Genomic DNA, 17,199 nt, shown 5'->3' with positions numbered 1-17,199 from the left:
TTCATCCCGATATTACAGCGCCTCTTCCTGCGAGGCGGGTTAACGTTTGGTTATTCACTGTGGGCGTGGAGGTTCGCAACGGTCAGCGGGGGGTTAACCAGCGCCGTCAGCAGGTGATGTAAAGAGTAATAGCGGCCAGTGGCGGCCTGAAAATGAGGATACATATAGTCCGGAGAAACGACCGTCGTTCGGATACCCGCCGCCTGTGCGGCATGAAAGCCATTAAGACTGTCTTCCACGACCAGACAATCTGCCGCCGACAAATTCAGTTTTCGCAGAGCTGAGAGATAGACCGCCGGATGGGGTTTCCCCAGCAGTTCATCCTCGGCGCTGGAGATCACATTAAAATAGCGCCACAAATTCAGTTTATTAAACACGGCCTCAATCACCTGATGAGATGAAGAGGTCGCAAGGGCGATTTTAAAGCCCAGATGGCGGAAGTATTCCAGGATGTCATAGACCCCCTTCATCGCTTCGCCTTTGGTGCTGATGAGATCGGTAATACGACAAAGGATCGCGTCTTCCAGTACGGCAGGGGCAACAGGCAGCGCGTAGCGACTGCACCACACCATGGCGATTTCATCCAGTCGTTTGCCGCGGGTCAGGTTTTCACACTCTTTGCTGGTCACAGATACGCCCCATTTCGCCATCGCTTCAATCTGTGCCTGACACCACAGCGGTTCTGAGTCAATGATCACTCCATCCATATCAAAAATAACTGCTTTTACATTCATCACTTACCTCAGAAGTCAGGCATGGGAACCATGCCTGCCAGGTCATGTTACGCGGGCTCAACCTGTTCTTTGTTCAGCGCTTGATGAGGCTGCGCGAAACCAGGTTGCTCGACACGAATTAACGGGCACAGGAAGAAAGCCAGCACATAGAGCGCGGTATAAGCCACGACCACGCCAATGGTGCTGAAGTAAGGCAACACAATTACTGCGATCGCTGGGGCAAGGAAGTTAGATAAGCCGGCAGAGAGGTTGTAAACCGAAATCGCCGCGCCTTTATGCTTCGGTTCCAGAGCTGGGAACACAGCCGCCATCGGAACAAAGGCAGCGACAAAAATCCCCAGTGAAATGGCCGGAATCAGTGCTATAGCGAAGTTATGGCCGAAATATTGAGGGATGTAGTAAAACGCCAGACTGGACAGCGCCATACCCACACAGCCGAACCAGCGAACCACTTTCATCCAGCCCATTTTTTCGCCCACAATCCCCCAGAAGACGTTGGAGAAAATGGTGGTGAAGAAGAAGACCGCCCATACCTGCAACCATTCGGAGGTGGTGAAGCCCAGGTCGTCAACAAACATCATCGGCATGATGACCGCAAAGCCAAACAGGGACAGGGTATTCACGATACGCACGATGCTGGACAGCATAATATTGCGGTTGGTGTAGATCAGCGTCGCTGCCCGACTCAGCTCAGCAAATTTCTCGCGAGTCGTCAGGTTTTGCATATGGCGCGGCGTTTCAATGTTGCGCATCGAAATGATCGCAATCACACCACCCACCATGCAGAACGCCAGCGCCAGCCACAGGGTACCCAGCTCACCGATATGTGGGATGGTAAAGCTTGGGATATAGCTGCCGAACACGCCGATACCGATGGAGTAAACCGTCCAGAACCAGCCCAGCGCAGAGCTGGCGCTATCACTGCGGACGTTATGAATAATGGCGACGATAAAGGAGTAGAGGAACAGGGGATACGCAAAGCCGCGAATACCGTAGAACAGCAGGATCAGCGCATAATTGGCTTTGCCGAGACCAAACACCAGGAACAGGACGTGGAACACACACCACAGGACAAAACCGATGGCCATGGTTTTGCGCGGGGTAATAATCTCCGCAACAACGCCGGAGATCCAGGCTGACAACGCCGCCGCCAGACCGTAAAGCGTAAAGGCGAAGGACGCTTCCGCTGGGGAGAAGCCCAGCTCTTTAATATAGTGTGACAGGAAAGCCAACTCGAAACCGTCGCCGGTCATAAACACCGCAATGGCGACATACCCCCAAATCAGATTCAGGGGTAAACCGAGCCATTGTTTATTATTTACAGACATAATGACCTCGTTTTCAGGGTACAGAAGGGCCGCTCTGGTGAAATCACCGGAGGGACTCTATCGCTATAAAAATCAGGAATGCCGGTAATTCAGGTCGTTTAAATACAGGGCATTAAATTGTTGGTAGCGTTGCGCCAGTGTCTGGTGCCGCGCGGGTTCGGCATGCCAGATTTTATACACTTCCGGTTTATCACAGACGGTGTGCAGCGGCTTCCCTGCCGCAAGGCAGGCCAGACGCGCCGCCCCTAGTGCGCCTCCTGTTTCCCCCCCTTTATGGGTAACGACCGGCATGTTCAGGATATCGGCCAGCAACTGCGCCCAGAATGGGCTGCGGGCACCGCCCCCCACCAGCGAACATTGCTCGATTTGGGTGCCGCTTTCCTTCAGCACACGTAATCCGTCGGCGATACCAAAACTGACGCCCTCCAGTACCGCATAACCCAGCTGCGCACGCAGGCTGGAATGCGTCATCCCCCAGAACATCCCGCGAACGTCAGGATCGTTGTGCGGTGTGCGCTCACCGGAAAGGTACGGCAGGAACAACGGCGCGCTGGCTTTTTCGTCATCACTCAGTTGTTCAATCTCTTCCAGCAGTGCAACCTCTGTGGTTCCGGTCAGGCGGCAGAACCATTGCAGGCAACTGGCCGCGCTCAGCATCACGCTCATCTGGTGCCACAGATTCGGCAGGACATGACAGAAGGCATGTACCGCCGACTGCGGTGCAGGACGATAAGCATCGGTCACCACAAACAGCACACCCGATGTCCCCAGCGAAATAAACGCATCTCCCGGAGAGACAGCACCGACACCAATCGCACTGACGGCGTTATCTCCTCCGCCCCCCGCCACAATGACCGAGGCCGTTAATCCCCAGCGTTCGGCGATCTGCGGGGCGAGGGTGGCGGAGACATCGCAGCCCTCCACCAGTTCCGGCATATGGCGCCGGGACAGTCCGCATTTTTCCAGCAACGCATCAGACCAGTCGCGCTTTGCGACATCGAGCCAGAGCGTCCCAGCGGAATCCGACATATCAGAGATTTTTTTGCCGGTCATTCTGTAACGCAGATAGTCCTTTGGCAGCAGTACCGTCGAGACGCGCTTAAAGTTATCCGGTTCATGCCGCCTTACCCACATCAGTTTGGGGGCCGTGAAGCCTGGCATCGCCAGATTTCCCGCCACCTGATGCAATTCAGGGGCGATCTCTTCCAGCTCCTTGCACTCCTGCGCACTGCGCGTGTCATTCCATAAAATCGCCGGGCGAATCACGTCTCCGTCGGCATCCAGCATCACGGCGCCGTGCATCTGCCCTGAGAGGCCAATCGCTTTAATGGCCTGCCAGTGCTGACCACATTTTTCCCGCAGGGTGGTCATCAGGTACTCTGTGGCCTCCCACCAGGCCTGCGGCGCCTGTTCTGACCAGTGGGGATGAGGACGCTGAATACTCAGCGGTGCGCTATGGGTAGCAACAGGCTCATTGTTTTCATCAATAATTAGTGCCTTCACTTCTGAAGTGCCGAGATCGATCCCTAAATACATAGCCACCTCTCACTTAATCAGCGTATAAACTGCGTCGATTTTCTCACGCAGCAGCGCCATGAAATCGTCGTTGTCCGCCAGCTCGCCGAACAGCGCCTTATCTTTGGCATACACGGCAATCGGATCGGCGGAAGCAAACATGGCATGAACCGTCTGTTCATCCAGGATGCCGTCCTGGTAGGTGTAAGGCAGGGTGCCTTTGTGCCACTGTTCCATAAACACGAAGAACAGCGCAGGCAGTGTTGCGGTGGCCTCAGGACGTGCGCCGCGTCTGTAGCACTCCTGCAGCGTTGGGGCGATCATCGCCGGGATTTTAGAGAAGCCATCCGCAGCAACGCGCTGGTTGGTGTCCTGGATATGCGGGTTGGTAAAGCGCTTAAGCACCACATCACGGTAAGTAGGCAGATCAATACCGTTATCCCCCAGAGAAGGAATCACATCTTCGGTGACATAACGATCGGCGATGGCATAGATAAAATCGGTCAACGTACTTTCATGAATATACTGCTGGCCGATTAGCGTACCCGCCCACGCGATGCAGCTATGGGAGGCATTGAGAATACGGATTTTGGCTTCTTCGTAAGGGATAACCGACGCCACCATCTCCACGCCAACGGCTTCCAGGTTTGGACGCACATCGCGGAAATGGTCTTCCACCACCCACTGAATAAAGGTTTCACCCATCACCGGCGCTTTATCATCAATACCTGTCTGCGCCTTGATGCGTGCTGGGAGATCTGCCGCCGGACGTGGCGTGATGCGGTCAACCATGGTGTTCGGGCAGGTCGCATTGGTTGCCAGCCAGTCTATCACCTGCTGCTTACCGGTTAACTGCAGGAACTCCACCAGCCCGTCATGGAAACGCTCACCGTTATGACGAACGTTATCGCAGTTCAGCAGCGTCAGCGGCCCAGCGTTGTCCACCATACGTTTTTCGAGAATGCGGGCAATGGTGCCGTAAATAGTTTTGCAGTCACCGCGCAAATCACAGGCTAAATCCGGGTTGGTGGTTTCCAGGCGGTGGTGGGTATTCAGGTAGTAACCGCCTTCTGTCACCGTGAAGGCAATCACTTTGGTCTGCGGCTTAGCGCCTTCTTCAATCAAGGGTTGTAAACCTTCCTGCCATGGCAGCAGCTTCTGAATAGAGGTGATTTGTTCATATTCCCGTTCACCCTCCGGGCTAACGGTTTCCAGCATGTAGCGGCCATTTTGCGCAATCAGTGCCTGCACGACATGCTCAGCATCATTGCGAATATTGCCCGCAGCGATGTGCCAGCGGTTATCTCCGGAAGCGATCAGGCGATGCAGATACCATGCCTGGTGAGCGCGCTGGAAAGAACCCAAACCGATATGAAGCCATGTGAATTGATTGTTCATGCTCTGCTCTCCTTGATGTGTGTGATGCACTGTAATTTATCATTTGATCTCTTAAAGAGCCTTGGATCACAAAAGATCAAAAGACCAAAAATATTTCAAATGACCAAAATCGAACAAAAGCTTGCTTCTATCGAAAGCGAGAGACAGAATGTGGTTACTCTGGCAGCGAATTTTTCGTTACGGCTGGACGTTTAAGGCAGGGGACTGTGAATAAAGAAGATGATATCAGGCTGGATCAAAAAGTCCGCGCAGCATGGATGTACTACATTGCCGGGCTTAATCAGAGCGAAATAGCGGTTCAACTGGGAACATCAAGACCGGTTGTTCAACGACTCATCGCTGCCGCTAAAGATGAAGGAATCGTTTCGATTAGCCTTCACCATCCTGTAGCCAATTGCCTCGATTACGCCCAGTTGCTGCAGGAAAAATACCAGCTCATTGAATGCAATATTGTCCCCACCTACAGCCAGGAAAGTACGCTGGACAGCGTTTCTTTCGGTTGTTATCAATTGATCGCGCGCTATCTGCAAAGCGATAAACCAAAAACGATCGGCATTGGCTCCGGGATGACACTGAAAAAGACCATCCAGCGAATCGACTTCGATAGCGCCAAAACTCGCTGTGTGGCGTTAATCAGTGCGATGGATGCCAATGGCGAGTGTAACTATTATGACGATGTTCCCCTGCTGTTGGCGCGAAAAATTCAGGCGAAATATTATCAATGGCCTGTACCGCGCTACACGCAAACGCAGAAGGAACATGAAATGTGGTGTTCCAGCCGTCTCTTCTGCAATGTCTCCGCTGTGGCTCAGGAGTCAGATGTTATTTTCATTGGTATCGGTTCATTAGATATGCAAAGTCCTATATTCAAAGATGGATTTATTAACCAGGTGCAACTAAACGAGCTGACAGAACAGGGGGGAATTGGCGAAATTCTGGGATGCTTTATCAATGCTGATGGAGGTGTAGTAGACAGTGATATTAACCGGCTAATTACCAGTTATGATATTCGCCGTAGCCAGTGCCCACGAATCGCGGTCGCATGCGGAGAATACAAACGCCCTGCAATTCTGGCGGCACTGAAAGGTGGCTGGATAAACGGTCTGGTCACAGATGAACAGACCGCACGGTGGTTGCTGACCCGTTAACAATTTCATTTTCCGCAGAATTGAAACGGGTACGAAATTCATCGACGCATTGTTTGTACTCCAGAGTCGAAAAGACCTGCATTTATTAGTTGCTATCAGGTCTTTCACCGCTCCCAGCATATCTTCAATGGTTATATCTGAGGCGGAAGATATAACAGAATAATGACTGCTGTATTCGGCGTAGTTATGACATTAGCATTTAGTAATATCTGATATGAAATTTTTTTCGGATTGAGAAGACCGTTACTGGGTTAAACTCTGGACTCGTAAATACGGCAATGATCCTACCCACGTAATGTGGACACAGCCCTAAGCGAGGTTCTGGTTTTCAAACTGTTCCGGGCTGAGTCCGCCACAGGCACTGTGACGACGCCAGCGATTGTAATCGCACTCGATATAATTAAACACCGCTGTTCGCATCATTTCCCAACTGGAAAATCGTTCTCCGTGGATACATTCCACCTTCAGCAAGTGAAAGAAGCTTTCCGCACAGGCATTATCGTAGCAGCAGCCTTTTGCGCTCATACTGCCTCGCAGATTATGGCCTTTCAGCATGGTCTGATAGTCTGCTGAACAGTTCTGACCGCTACGATCAGTGTGAACAATGACGTTTTGAGGCCGTTTTCGTCGCCACAGTGCCATGTGTAGAGCCTTACATGCCAGCGCCGCCGTCATTCTCGATGACATCGACCAACTGATAACGGCACGCGACCACAGGTCAATGACCACCGCCAGATACAGCCAGCCTTCATCTGTACGTAAGTAAGTGATATCTCCTGCCCATTTTTGATTCGGACCGCTGGCGATAAAATCTTGCTTCAGCAAATTTTCAGACACAGGCAGGCCGTGCTCCCAGTAGCTGACCGGACTGAACTTCCGGGCGGCTTTTGCCCGCATCCCCTGAGCGAAAGTGTCGCACCGTTTATCAACGCAGTGGTTGAATCAATAAGCGCATTTTGCCGATATTGATGTGTCGAAGCTAAAGCATCACGGAAAAAAGTCTGGCATACTTTACGGGCAGGTATGGGGTGATCTCATTGAATTTTTTGGCGAAAACCAGTAGATCATAAAACTCTATGCTTGTCTCCTTTTCTAGGGATTCGTCAGCCCCTAGGGCGTCCTTATTCCACGATATTGCTGATAATCCATTTCACGATATCTTTTTATGGCCTCATGCCTTTTCCCTCATTTCCTCTTTCCGTCGTACACCAAAAATCACGTTCAGTCTGGAATAGCCTTCTGCCGGATAACTGCCATTTTTTAACCTGAAAGTGACATAAAAAAGATCATTTCACTGTCTCTTGTGGTGATTTTTGTTATGAAATAATGAAATAATATCATTATCAGTCATTTGTGCTTGCTTTGTGTTTTTTGATAGTTAAAAAAACCAATAATTTTCATTATAAAATAAATGATTGCTAAATTATCTAATATTTATATTTTAATCAGGAAATAATTTACGAAAGTAATGTAGCTGTTTGTTCTGCTAAAAGTAAAAAATAGAGGTTAATTTGTTTTTCTAAATTAAAATTAAAGCATCGTTTGTAATTTTTTTATTTATTAGTCTGTTAAGTATTTCGTTATTAACGAAATTAAAAGGCACAAAATATATTCCTTTTCCGTTAATTGAAAATCAGCGTAATAGTCTTTTTTATTTTGTTTATTTTTGCTTAAAATTTGTCTAATTTATTGTTTTTGTTGTGTTTTGTGTTTTATTGATTCCATTTACTTGCTCTGCTATATAAGCATTGACCGTGTGTTTGTGTTGTGTGTATGATCCAAACTCAAAATATAAATGTATTTAACTCCTTCTTGGTGTGATTTTTTTACGCCGATATAAGCCGCAACGTTACGGTTTTATTATGATTTTTAATTCGATTTTAATTTATTTCATCTCGCTGGTCGAAAAGCAAATGTGTTATTTGTTTGCCGAATCGCTGCCGTTCTTATGAATTACGGTGGGCTTTTGGTAGGAATCGACTTTACTTCTCCGGGCCCGAGTGCCCTTACGTTGGTATAGACACATGGCAAAAGGAACTGATGGTGCATCTGTCGCACCAAAGGAACGTATTAATATCAAATATGTTCCGGCCACTGGTGGTCAGCAGGCGGAAATAGAATTGCCGTTGACGCTGATGATCGTGGGAAATATGAAAGGGCGCACAGAGGAAACGCCGATCGAAGAACGTCAAACCGTATCGATCGATAAGAACAACTTTACCTCGGTGATGAAAGAAGCAAATCTGGAATTGAATTTCAGTGTGCCAAACCGTCTTGAAGAAGAAAGTCAGGACGACCTGCCAGTGAAACTGAGCATCGGCGGTCTGAATGATTTCTCCCCTGACCGTATTGCCCAACAAGTGCCTGAATTACGTAAGTTGCTTGATTTACGTGAAGCACTGGTCGCGCTGAAAGGCCCTCTCGGCAATATTCCCTCATTCCGTAATCGTTTGCAGGATCTGTTGTCCAGCGAAGAAGCCAGAGAGCAGCTTTTGAAAGAGCTCGATCTGGTAAAACCCGCCGAATAATTGACGAAATAGGGAAATAAATATGTCAATAATTGAAGAACAGGTTCAGGCAGGCGCTGCCAGCGCTTCTGGATCGCTGCTTGATGACATCATGGCTCAAGCGCGTATCAGCCCGGTTGATGAAGGCTACAGCGTGGCTAAACAGGGTATTGCCGCACTGGTCGCTAACATTCTTGATAGCGGTAATGCAGCAGAACCCGTGAACAAAGCGCTGGTCGATAGCATGATCGTCGAACTGGACAAAAAGCTCAGCAAGCAGATTGACGTGATTCTGCATGCTAAAGAACTGCAGGAACTGGAATCTTCCTGGCGTTCGATGAAACTGTTGGTTGATCGCACCGATTTCCGTGAAAACATCAAACTGTTGGTGTTGCATGCGACGAAAGAAGAGCTGTTGGAAGATTTCGAATTCGCTCCTGAAATCTCCCAGTCTGGCTTCTATAAGCACGTCTATTCCAGCGGTTACGGCCAGTTTGGCGGCCAGCCTATCGGTGGCGTGATTGGTGACTATGCGCTGACGCAAAGCTCACCAGACATCAAACTGATGCAGTATGTCAGCGCCGTTGGCGCGATGGCGCATGCGCCGTTTATCTCTTCTGTTGCACCGACCTTCTTTGGCGTTGATCGCTTCACCGATCTGCCTTCCATCAAAGATCTGAAATCCGTTTTCGAAGGCCCAGCCTATACGAAATGGCGTTCGCTACGTGAGTCCGAAGATGGTCGCTATCTGGGGCTGACGGCACCGCGCTTCCTGGCTCGCCTACCTTATGACCCAGTAGAGAACCCGATTAAGGGCTTCAACTACAAGGAAGATATCAGCACCGATCACGAACACTATCTGTGGGGCAATACCGCTTACCTGATGGGAACGGCGCTAACGGACAGCTTTGCGAAATACCGCTGGTGTCCGAACATCATCGGTCCGCAGAGCGGCGGTGCGATTACCGACCTGCCTGTGCATGTTTATGAAGCTATGGGCCAACTTCAGGCCAAGATCCCGACTGAAGTCCTGATCACCGATCGTCGCGAATATGAAATGGCCGAAGAAGGCTTTATCACGCTGACGATGCGTAAAGACAGCGACAATGCAGCCTTCTTCTCGGCTAACTCGGTGCAGAAGCCGAAGGTGTTCCCGAACACCAAAGAAGGCAAAGAAGCGGAAACCAACTACAAGCTGGGTACGCAACTGCCGTACATGTTCATCATCAACCGTCTGGCGCACTACATCAAAGTGCTACAGCGTGAACAGATTGGCTCATGGAAAGAGCGTCAGGATCTGGAGCGTGAGCTGAATACCTGGATTAAACAGTACATCGCCGATCAGGAAAACCCGCCGGCAGATGTCCGTAGCCGTCGTCCTCTGCGTGCCGCACAAATCAAAGTGCTGGATGTAGAAGGAGAACCAGGTTGGTATCAGGTCACCATGTCTGTGCGCCCGCACTTCAAGTACATGGGGGCGAACTTTGAGCTGTCGCTGGTAGGGCGTTTGGATAAGGAATAAGGCTGATGCCGTCTCTTTCTGCCTGGGAAAGGGGAAACGCGGCAAGTCTGTTTGATCGTATCCGTGGGGAGGAGCGACGCTCCTCCCCTGAAACGGACGTTGAAGCACTGATCGAGTCCGTTAAGCGTCAACTGGACAATGTGCTCAACACCCGGCCCGGAAATTGCCGCAGCGCACCTGAGCTTGGCGTGATTGATTTTAATGACGCGACGCAAGGTGGTGCGGATATTCGGGGGAAAATCCGGGAGGCGATCCGACAGTGTATCTGTCGCTTTGAACCTCGAATTGTTCATGTGGATGTCAACACATCGGACTATTTATCGAATCCGATGGAGATGTCGTTTCAGGTTACCGCTCGGGTCAGATTGGAAGATCTGGAGCAGGTTGCCTCTTTCAATATCCATATGGATAGCCACCGCCACTACAGAATGATCTGATTATGTCACTGGAACATTTTTTCAGGGATGAGCTGACCTACTTGCGCCTGCAAGGGCGTGAATTCGCCAAGGCGCACCCTGAGCTTACCCGATTTTTGTCAGAACAAACCACGGATCCAGACGTCGAGCGTCTGCTGGAAGGGTTCGCCTTTTTGACAGGGAGCCTGCGGGCGAAGATCGAGGATGAATTTCCGGAACTGACACACGGTCTGCTGGGCATGCTGTGGCCTAATTACCTGCGCCCCGTACCGAGCATGACGATTATGCAGTTTTCGGTACTCCCTGGCGCGATTGCCCAACCCGCGTTTGTTGAGCGCGGCTGTGAACTTGATAGTCTGCCGATTGATGATGTGGTTTGCCATTTTCAGACCTGCCACGATGCCTGGATTTATCCGGCGGATATCCGTGATATCAAGGTACAAAGCGGCAACGATCTTTCCACCATTACGCTGGACGTTGGACTGCATGGCCCGCTATCGCTAAGCGACCTGCAACTCGACAAACTGCGCTTTTATCTGGGTGGTGATACCTATACGGCCTACGAACTCTATTTCTGGATTGCCAGCCAACTGTCGCACATTGAGCTAGAAGTCGATGGGCAACGCTTCCGTCAGGAAGCCAATGTGCTGAAGACGGTCGGCTTTGAGCGTGAAGATGCGCTATTGCCGTATCCCGGTAACGTTTATTCGGGCTATCGTATCTTGCAGGAATACTTTTGTTTTCCTGAAAGTTTTCTCTTTTTCCAACTCGCTGGCGCGGTATGGCCTGATCTGCCGCTGACGGTAACGGAATTCCGCCTGCATTTCTGCTTTGATCGTCCGTTACCGGCGGAACTGAAGATCCGCCCTGATTCGTTCATGCTCAACTGCGTGCCTGCGATCAATCTCTTCCAGCATGATAGCGAACCGATCAACCTCAGCGGGCGCCAGACGGATTACCCGTTGAAGGCCAGCTACCGTGACGCGGATAGCTTTGAAATTTTCTCTGTGGATAAAGTTGAAGGTTGGGTTGAAGGGAACTCAGGCCGTGCTCGCGGCATTCCGCGCACGTACCAGCCTTTTGAGAGCTTTCAGCACCAAATCGAACGTGCTAAAGGGCGGCTGGCGCTCTATTACCGTATTCGGATAAGAGAAGCGGTGAACGGCAATGGTTTTGATCACATGCTCTCTTTTGTCCGCGGCGATGAGCAGGAAGTGATTGATTTGGATGAATCGATCTCGGTGACGTTGACCTGTACCAATCGATCGCGTGCAGCACAGTTGTCCGTTGGGGCGATCTGCGTGCCAACGGGGAATTCCCCGTCTTTCGCAACGTTCCGTAATCTGGTTCGGCCGACGCGGCCGCTGCGGCCTGCGATGGATGGGAGTCTGCACTGGACGCTGATCTCCAACTTGTCTTTGAACTATGTGTCGCTGCTACGGCGTGATGCGTTGGTACAGATTCTGCGTACTTACGATTTCCCAGCGCTGCACGATAAGCAGGCAGAGCAAGCCTCGCGTAAGCGTCTGGCGGGTATCGACTCTATCGAAACCACCCCTATCGATCGTCTGGTTCAGGGGATGCCGGTTCGCGGCTTGAAATCCATTCTGTCAGTACGGCAATCCGCGTTCTCCAGTGAAGGAGAACTCTATCTGTTTAGCACGGTGCTGGCGCACTTCTTCTCGCTATACGCCAGCGTCAACGCTTTCCACCTGTTGGAAGTGGTCAACATCGATAACAAGGAGCGCTACCGATGGCCGGTACAGATAGGTCAACACTCAATGATGTGACGTTCCGTCAGGATGTCTCACGCTTTAATTTTTTTCAATTGGTGGAGTTACTTAATCAACTGGAAGGCGTGGATCTGGAACAAGAGCTGGATTTCCGCCCTGAACAGGAACGCCTGCGCTTTCGCTCTACGGCCTCCATCGGTTTTCACCCCAGCGATATCTTGCAGGTGGGGCGCGATGACGAGGGCCGTCAGGAGCTGGAAGTCGCGTTTCTTGGCCTGCACGGCAGCCAGTCGCCGATGCCCGGTTATTACCTCGAAGAGCTGGCCTGGGAATACGCGCAGGGCGAGCAGAAGCTTGGCGTATTTCTCGACTTCTTTCACCACCGCTTACTCACGCTGTTGCATCGCGCATGGCGTAAATACCGCTATCACGTCCGCTTTCAGAATGAGGGGGAGGATGGATTCTCCCGCCTGATGTTTGCGCTCGTGGGGTTAGGGAATGACGCCGTACGCGACAGCCTGCCTGTTAACCGCGCCAAGATGCTCTCCTACGCCGGAGTACTCGCCAGCCCCAGTCGCTCACCAGAAGTGGTCGCGGGGTTAGTCATTCACTGTTTTGACCTGGATGACGTCGCCGTTCTGGCCTGGCAGCACCGTCGCGTGCCCATTCACGAAGGGCAGCAGAACCGTCTGGGAAAAGCAAACATGATGCTGGGCGGTGATTTTGTTATCGGTGACAAAGTAAATGACTGCGCTGGCAAGTTTTTGCTCAAGGTTGGCAATCTCAGCTTTAGCCGCTTTCTCAGTTTTTTGCCCAACGGCGAGCATTTTCAGCCGTTGGTGCGTTTTGTCTCTTTCATTCTTCGCGATCAGTTGGCCTGGGATCTGCGTCTTGGCTTTGCGGAAGGTGAAGCTAAGGGCTTAAGCCTGGGCAGTGAGCAAAGCAGCCGATTGGGATGGAGCAGCTTTCTCGGGCAGCCGCCCGCGGACCCCTATGTGACGATTTGTGTGCAGGAGTAAATGTGAACGTAACCCATCCACTCACGTTGGTTGTGCTCAACAGTGAGCAGCTCGATATCAATTCTCAGGTGCAGCACCAGTTCGATCATCGTGGTGGCACGCTGGGTGCGTCGGAAAAAGACCAATGGCAACTGCGGGATCGGCTGGGCTCTGTCGTGCCAGAGCACGCCCGTATCGAAGTGACCGATGGTTATTTCAGCCTGTGTGATCTGAGCGGGCAGTCTTTTATTAACGGTTCTCTGTCGCCGATTGGGCGAGATCGCAAAGTCATTCTGTCGCACGGCGATGAGCTGGTTATCGGGCCTTTCCGGTTGGGCGTTTATATCGGCGATCCCACCACGGAACAGGATATCGATCAGGTATTAGGGCAAGGCACGGTCGATGTGCTGGGCGGCTGGCTAAGTGAAGATAAAAAAAGGCGCTCAACGGATCTGGCCGATCCCACGGTTGTGTTGAATGACCCGCTGTGGGCGCTACAGAAAGAACAGAGCCAGCCACTCTTGCCATCAGACAGTGAGACGGTCGGAGCCTCACTCACGACCTCTCTTTCTTCTTTTTCTTCTGCTGAGGACACCATGGATCAGAAATTTGTGGAATTACCGACCATCAACACACCGTACGCGGGAGACGGGCTGGAAGGGTACAGCGATGGCACCTCTCTGGCTCCGCTGATGCGCGGGCTGGGGCTGTCGCTTCAGCCGGGCGATGATGCGCGATTGCGCGAAATGCTGGAAGAGATGGGAAAAAGCCTGCGCGCGATGGTTGAAGGCCTGCTGGCATTGCAGACGGAACAGGCTGCACTGGCGGACACGCATTTACGCCCGATTGAAGATAACCCGCTGCGTCTGGGGTTGGGCTATGTGGATACGCTGTCGGTGCTGTTTGCCGAAGGGAAAAGCCCGGTTCACCTGTCTGCGCCCGCTGCGGTGGAAGAAGTGTTGAACAATGTGCGGGTGCATCACATCGCGAATCAGCAGGCGATTGCCGTGGCGTTGGAAAATATTCTTCAGGCCTTTTCGCCTGCTGCGCTGCTCAGCCGTTTTGAGCACTATCGCCGCAGTAGCGAACCGCTTGCGGCAGATGACGGCTGGGCGTGGCAGATGTATCAGCACTATTACCGAGAATTGACGTCACCACGCCAGCAGGGGTTCCAAAAATTGTTCCATCAGGTGTATGCGCAGGCGTATGACCGTTCCGTGCGTCAGCAGCAGGAGCAAAAATGATGCTACGGGCATTGTGCTTATGTTCCCTGATGTTCCTGCTGTCGGGGTGTACCACGCTGGGCAAAATGGCGCAGGTGGCGGCGAACCCTGATATCCAGGTGGGCAGCAATAATCATCAGCCTTCTACCGTGGGGTTTAGCCTGCTGGCGGAACCGGACGTTAACCCGAACGACAGCGGTGAAGCTGCCCCTATCGAATTCCAGCTGGTTCTATTGGCGGAAGATTCGCGTCTGTTAGCCACCGATTACGACCAAATCACAACGGATATCGAAAAGGCGTTAGCCAAGAATTATCTCAGCCATCAGGACTACACGCTGTTGCCGGGGCAGTTCAAATATCTGCCGCCCGAAGCGCTGGATGAAAAAGTGCACTACCTCGGCGTGGTGGCGCGCTATGCGGATTCTGAAAGCGCCGAGTGGCGCAAAGTCATCAAACTAAAGAATACCGGGCAGACGTATCAGATCCTCGTGCACCTGCGCAGGGATGAAGTCGAAATCAAAAAAGACCAAGAAGAAGAATAATTATGTCGAGTCGCAATCGCATTATCTGGCGGGAAGGTCTGTTCATTAAACCGCAGCATTTTCAACAACAGCAACGACACACTGATTACGCACTGCACGCGCGTCTCAGCGCCCTCAGTGACTATTTCTATGGCTTGCAGTCGCTGGCGATTAATGAGGAATATCTCAATTTTGGTCGCATCGCGCTGGTTAACGCCAGCGGTGTGATGCCTGACGGCACCGTGTTCAATATTCCGGGTGATGACGCTCTGCCGCTACCGTTGGAGATTACCGATGTCGCGCTGGCAAACCAGAAAGTGTATCTGGCGCTACCGCTGGCGGTGAATGGCGTTAGTGAAGTCGGTCAACCGGGGCAGGGGATCGCCAGCCGTCTGCAATCGCACCGGCATGACGTGCGCGATTTGCACAGCGACGGTGGCGATATCGTTTCTCTGGAAGTCGGTAAGGTCAGCCTGCGTCTGATGCTCGATCGTGACGATCGCAGCGCCTATGCCTCGCTGGCGATTGCCAACATTCTGGATAAGCGCCCTGACGGCGGCTTGATTCTGGATCCTAACTTTATGCCGTGCAGCATCAGCGTCACTGCGATCCCCACCCTAAAACGCTTTTTGGGGGAATCTGCCGGTTTAGTGGCAGAGCGCGCACGCAGTCTGGCGCAGCGTATTGCCGCCCCGGGACAGCAGGGCGTAGCGGACGTGGCCGAATTCATGATGCTGCAATTGCTTAACCGCGCTCAGCCTAAACTGTCACATCTGGCGCGCCTTGGCACGTTGCACCCTGAACGCCTGCACGAAACGCTGGTTGAGCTGTGCGGTGAACTGATGACGTTTACCGATGAGTCGCGTCTGCCGCCGGAGTTCCCCGCCTATCGTCACGAACATCAGCAGGCCAGCTTTGAGCCGCTGATGATGGCACTGCGCCAAGCCCTGAGTACCGTGCTGTCGCCGCGCGCCGTTTCCATCCAACTGAAGAAACAGCCGTATGGTGTGATGGTGGCGATGGTGGGCGATGCGGAATTGATGGCTAGCGCCGAGTTTGTGCTGGCGGTGCGCGCGCGTATGCCGCAGGAGCATTTGCGTAAACAACTGCTGCAACAAACGAAGATCGCTTCCAGCGAGAAGATCCGCGAACTGATCAGCCTGCAATTGCCTGGCATTCCGCTGCTGCCGCTGCCGGTCGCGCCGCGTCAGTTGCCTTATCACGCAGGTTACAGCTATTTCCAACTGGATAGGCAAAGCCCTGCCTGGCAGGTGCTGGTGTCTGGCAACACGCTGGCGTTCCACATTGCTGGTGAATTCCCAGAACTGGATATGCAGCTTTGGGCTATTCGTGGTCAGTAGTCAGGAGAGGAAGAGATGAGCATCGAAGTGATTAAAAATGAGCAACTGGGCGATCTGCTTTTTGACCATGCCCGACAAATGGATATGGACTCTGACTACTGGTTCCGCCTGCGTGGACAAAGCATCAATCCGATGGTTGATGCGGTTACACCGCTGCTGGGCATGGTAGAGCGGGTCCGCCAACTGTCTGCCTATGGGGGTGTGGAGGATCTCTATCAGCGCGTGGTGTCTGAAATTCAGGCCATTGAGCAGGAATTGCATTCTCATGGTTATGAAAACGGTGTGATTTTGTCTTTCCGCTACATCCTCTGCACCTTCATTGATGAAGCCGTGATGGGGCGGGAGTGGGGTGGCCAAAGCATGTGGTCGGCACATTCCCTGCTGACGCGTTTTCACAATGAGACCTGGGGAGGTGAAAAGGTGTTTGTCCTGCTGGAGAAGCTGCTGGACGATCCCACTCGCTATCGCGACATTCTGGAATTTATCTACCTCTGCCTCTGTCTGGGGTTTGAAGGACGCTATCGGGTGATGACGCAGGGGCGTGAGGAGTTGAACCGCGTTGTGAGTCAGTTACATGACTCCTTGCACCCTGAGCCCACTAATGCACCTACGGTATTCCACCTGAATTTGGGGCAGCAAGCCTCGCGCTACCAACTGCGCAGACAGGTGTCACTGCGCACGCTGTTTGTCGGCGTGTGTGTGGTTCTGGTGGCCGCATTCGGCCTGTACCGCTATCAGCTAACTCATCAAACCCAGGACGTACTGCGTCAGCTGGGAGAATTATTACAATAACAG

General features: G+C 52.1%; 14 protein-coding genes and 2 pseudogenes. 10 read left to right on the top strand and 6 right to left on the bottom strand.

Translation table 11 applies throughout. From position 1 onward, the window contains the following. Positions 1 to 50: 50 nt before the first annotated feature. The 4 genes from EO763_RS17225 to dalD all read right to left on the bottom strand — a co-directional run bounded on the left by EO763_RS17225 (position 51) and on the right by dalD (position 4,975). On the bottom strand, positions 51 to 734 hold the full coding sequence (locus EO763_RS17225) for an HAD family hydrolase (protein WP_161529682.1): 684 nt from the start codon (positions 732 to 734) through the stop codon (positions 51 to 53). Positions 735 to 781: 47 nt separating this feature from the next. Further along, the gene (locus tag EO763_RS17220) at positions 782 to 2,062 is read right to left on the bottom strand and encodes an RbtT/DalT/CsbX family MFS transporter (protein ID WP_161529681.1); all 1,281 of its coding nucleotides are present in this window, start codon (positions 2,060 to 2,062) and stop codon (positions 782 to 784) included. 72 nt (positions 2,063 to 2,134) lie between these two features. Continuing rightward, positions 2,135 to 3,598 carry a xylulokinase gene (gene xylB, locus EO763_RS17215; protein WP_161529680.1) on the bottom strand — a complete coding sequence of 488 codons (1,464 nt, stop codon included), beginning with the start codon at positions 3,596 to 3,598 and terminating at the stop codon, positions 2,135 to 2,137. A 9-nt stretch (positions 3,599 to 3,607) separates the two neighbouring features. After that, on the bottom strand, positions 3,608 to 4,975 hold the full coding sequence (gene dalD / locus EO763_RS17210; RefSeq protein WP_161529679.1) for a D-arabinitol 4-dehydrogenase: 1,368 nt from the start codon (positions 4,973 to 4,975) through the stop codon (positions 3,608 to 3,610). 206 nt (positions 4,976 to 5,181) lie between these two features. Here dalD and EO763_RS17205 point away from each other — a divergent pair, with 206 nt between their 5' ends. Beyond that, the gene (locus EO763_RS17205; protein WP_161529678.1) at positions 5,182 to 6,123 is read left to right on the top strand and encodes a sugar-binding transcriptional regulator; all 942 of its coding nucleotides are present in this window, start codon (positions 5,182 to 5,184) and stop codon (positions 6,121 to 6,123) included. 309 nt (positions 6,124 to 6,432) lie between these two features. Here EO763_RS17205 and EO763_RS17200 read toward each other — a convergent pair. Next, positions 6,433 to 7,026 (bottom strand): annotated as a pseudogene (locus tag EO763_RS17200) (IS3 family transposase); the annotation flags it as partial. Beyond that, positions 6,999 to 7,148: pseudogene (locus EO763_RS17195) on the bottom strand (IS4 family transposase); the annotation flags it as partial. The pseudogenes EO763_RS17195 and EO763_RS17200, both read right to left, overlap by 28 nt. Positions 7,149 to 8,147: 999 nt before the next feature. On the opposite strand from EO763_RS17195, the gene tssB reads away from it, so the two are divergent. Genes tssB through icmH form a run of 9 tightly spaced genes read left to right on the top strand, consistent with a single transcriptional unit; the run spans position 8,148 to position 17,196 of the window. Beyond that, positions 8,148 to 8,651 (top strand): type VI secretion system contractile sheath small subunit, encoded by a 504-nt coding sequence (gene tssB / locus EO763_RS17190; RefSeq protein WP_010282535.1) that lies wholly within the window; start codon positions 8,148 to 8,150, stop codon positions 8,649 to 8,651. A 22-nt stretch (positions 8,652 to 8,673) separates the two neighbouring features. Beyond that, the gene (tssC, locus tag EO763_RS17185) at positions 8,674 to 10,152 is read left to right on the top strand and encodes a type VI secretion system contractile sheath large subunit (protein ID WP_010303163.1); all 1,479 of its coding nucleotides are present in this window, start codon (positions 8,674 to 8,676) and stop codon (positions 10,150 to 10,152) included. 5 nt (positions 10,153 to 10,157) lie between these two features. After that, a complete protein-coding gene (gene tssE / locus EO763_RS17180; protein WP_161529677.1) occupies positions 10,158 to 10,589 on the top strand; it encodes a type VI secretion system baseplate subunit TssE in 432 nt (143 codons plus the stop codon). A 2-nt stretch (positions 10,590 to 10,591) separates the two neighbouring features. Beyond that, on the top strand, positions 10,592 to 12,358 hold the full coding sequence (tssF, locus tag EO763_RS17175; protein WP_039494780.1) for a type VI secretion system baseplate subunit TssF: 1,767 nt from the start codon (positions 10,592 to 10,594) through the stop codon (positions 12,356 to 12,358). After that, the gene (gene tssG, locus EO763_RS17170; protein WP_039547063.1) at positions 12,322 to 13,320 is read left to right on the top strand and encodes a type VI secretion system baseplate subunit TssG; all 999 of its coding nucleotides are present in this window, start codon (positions 12,322 to 12,324) and stop codon (positions 13,318 to 13,320) included. The genes tssF and tssG overlap by 37 nt, the downstream gene beginning before the upstream one ends. A 2-nt stretch (positions 13,321 to 13,322) precedes the next feature. Next, positions 13,323 to 14,543, top strand: a complete 1,221-nt coding sequence (tagH, locus tag EO763_RS17165) for a type VI secretion system-associated FHA domain protein TagH (RefSeq protein WP_161529676.1) — start codon at positions 13,323 to 13,325, stop codon at positions 14,541 to 14,543. Continuing rightward, a complete protein-coding gene (gene tssJ, locus EO763_RS17160) occupies positions 14,543 to 15,064 on the top strand; it encodes a type VI secretion system lipoprotein TssJ (protein WP_010303144.1) in 522 nt (173 codons plus the stop codon). Before tagH ends, tssJ begins: the two co-directional genes overlap by 1 nt. 2 nt (positions 15,065 to 15,066) lie before the next feature. Then, the gene (tssK, locus tag EO763_RS17155) at positions 15,067 to 16,404 is read left to right on the top strand and encodes a type VI secretion system baseplate subunit TssK (protein WP_010282513.1); all 1,338 of its coding nucleotides are present in this window, start codon (positions 15,067 to 15,069) and stop codon (positions 16,402 to 16,404) included. 15 nt (positions 16,405 to 16,419) lie between these two features. Continuing rightward, the gene (icmH, locus tag EO763_RS17150; RefSeq protein WP_161529675.1) at positions 16,420 to 17,196 is read left to right on the top strand and encodes a type IVB secretion system protein IcmH/DotU; all 777 of its coding nucleotides are present in this window, start codon (positions 16,420 to 16,422) and stop codon (positions 17,194 to 17,196) included. The last annotated feature ends 3 nt before the right edge of the window (positions 17,197 to 17,199 follow it).

The sequence above is a fragment of the Pectobacterium odoriferum genome (assembly GCF_009931295.1).
Taxonomy (GTDB): Bacteria; Pseudomonadota; Gammaproteobacteria; order Enterobacterales; family Enterobacteriaceae; genus Pectobacterium; species Pectobacterium odoriferum.
Note: the sequence above shows the minus strand (reverse complement) of the source record. Positions and strands in the feature narration are given on the sequence as shown.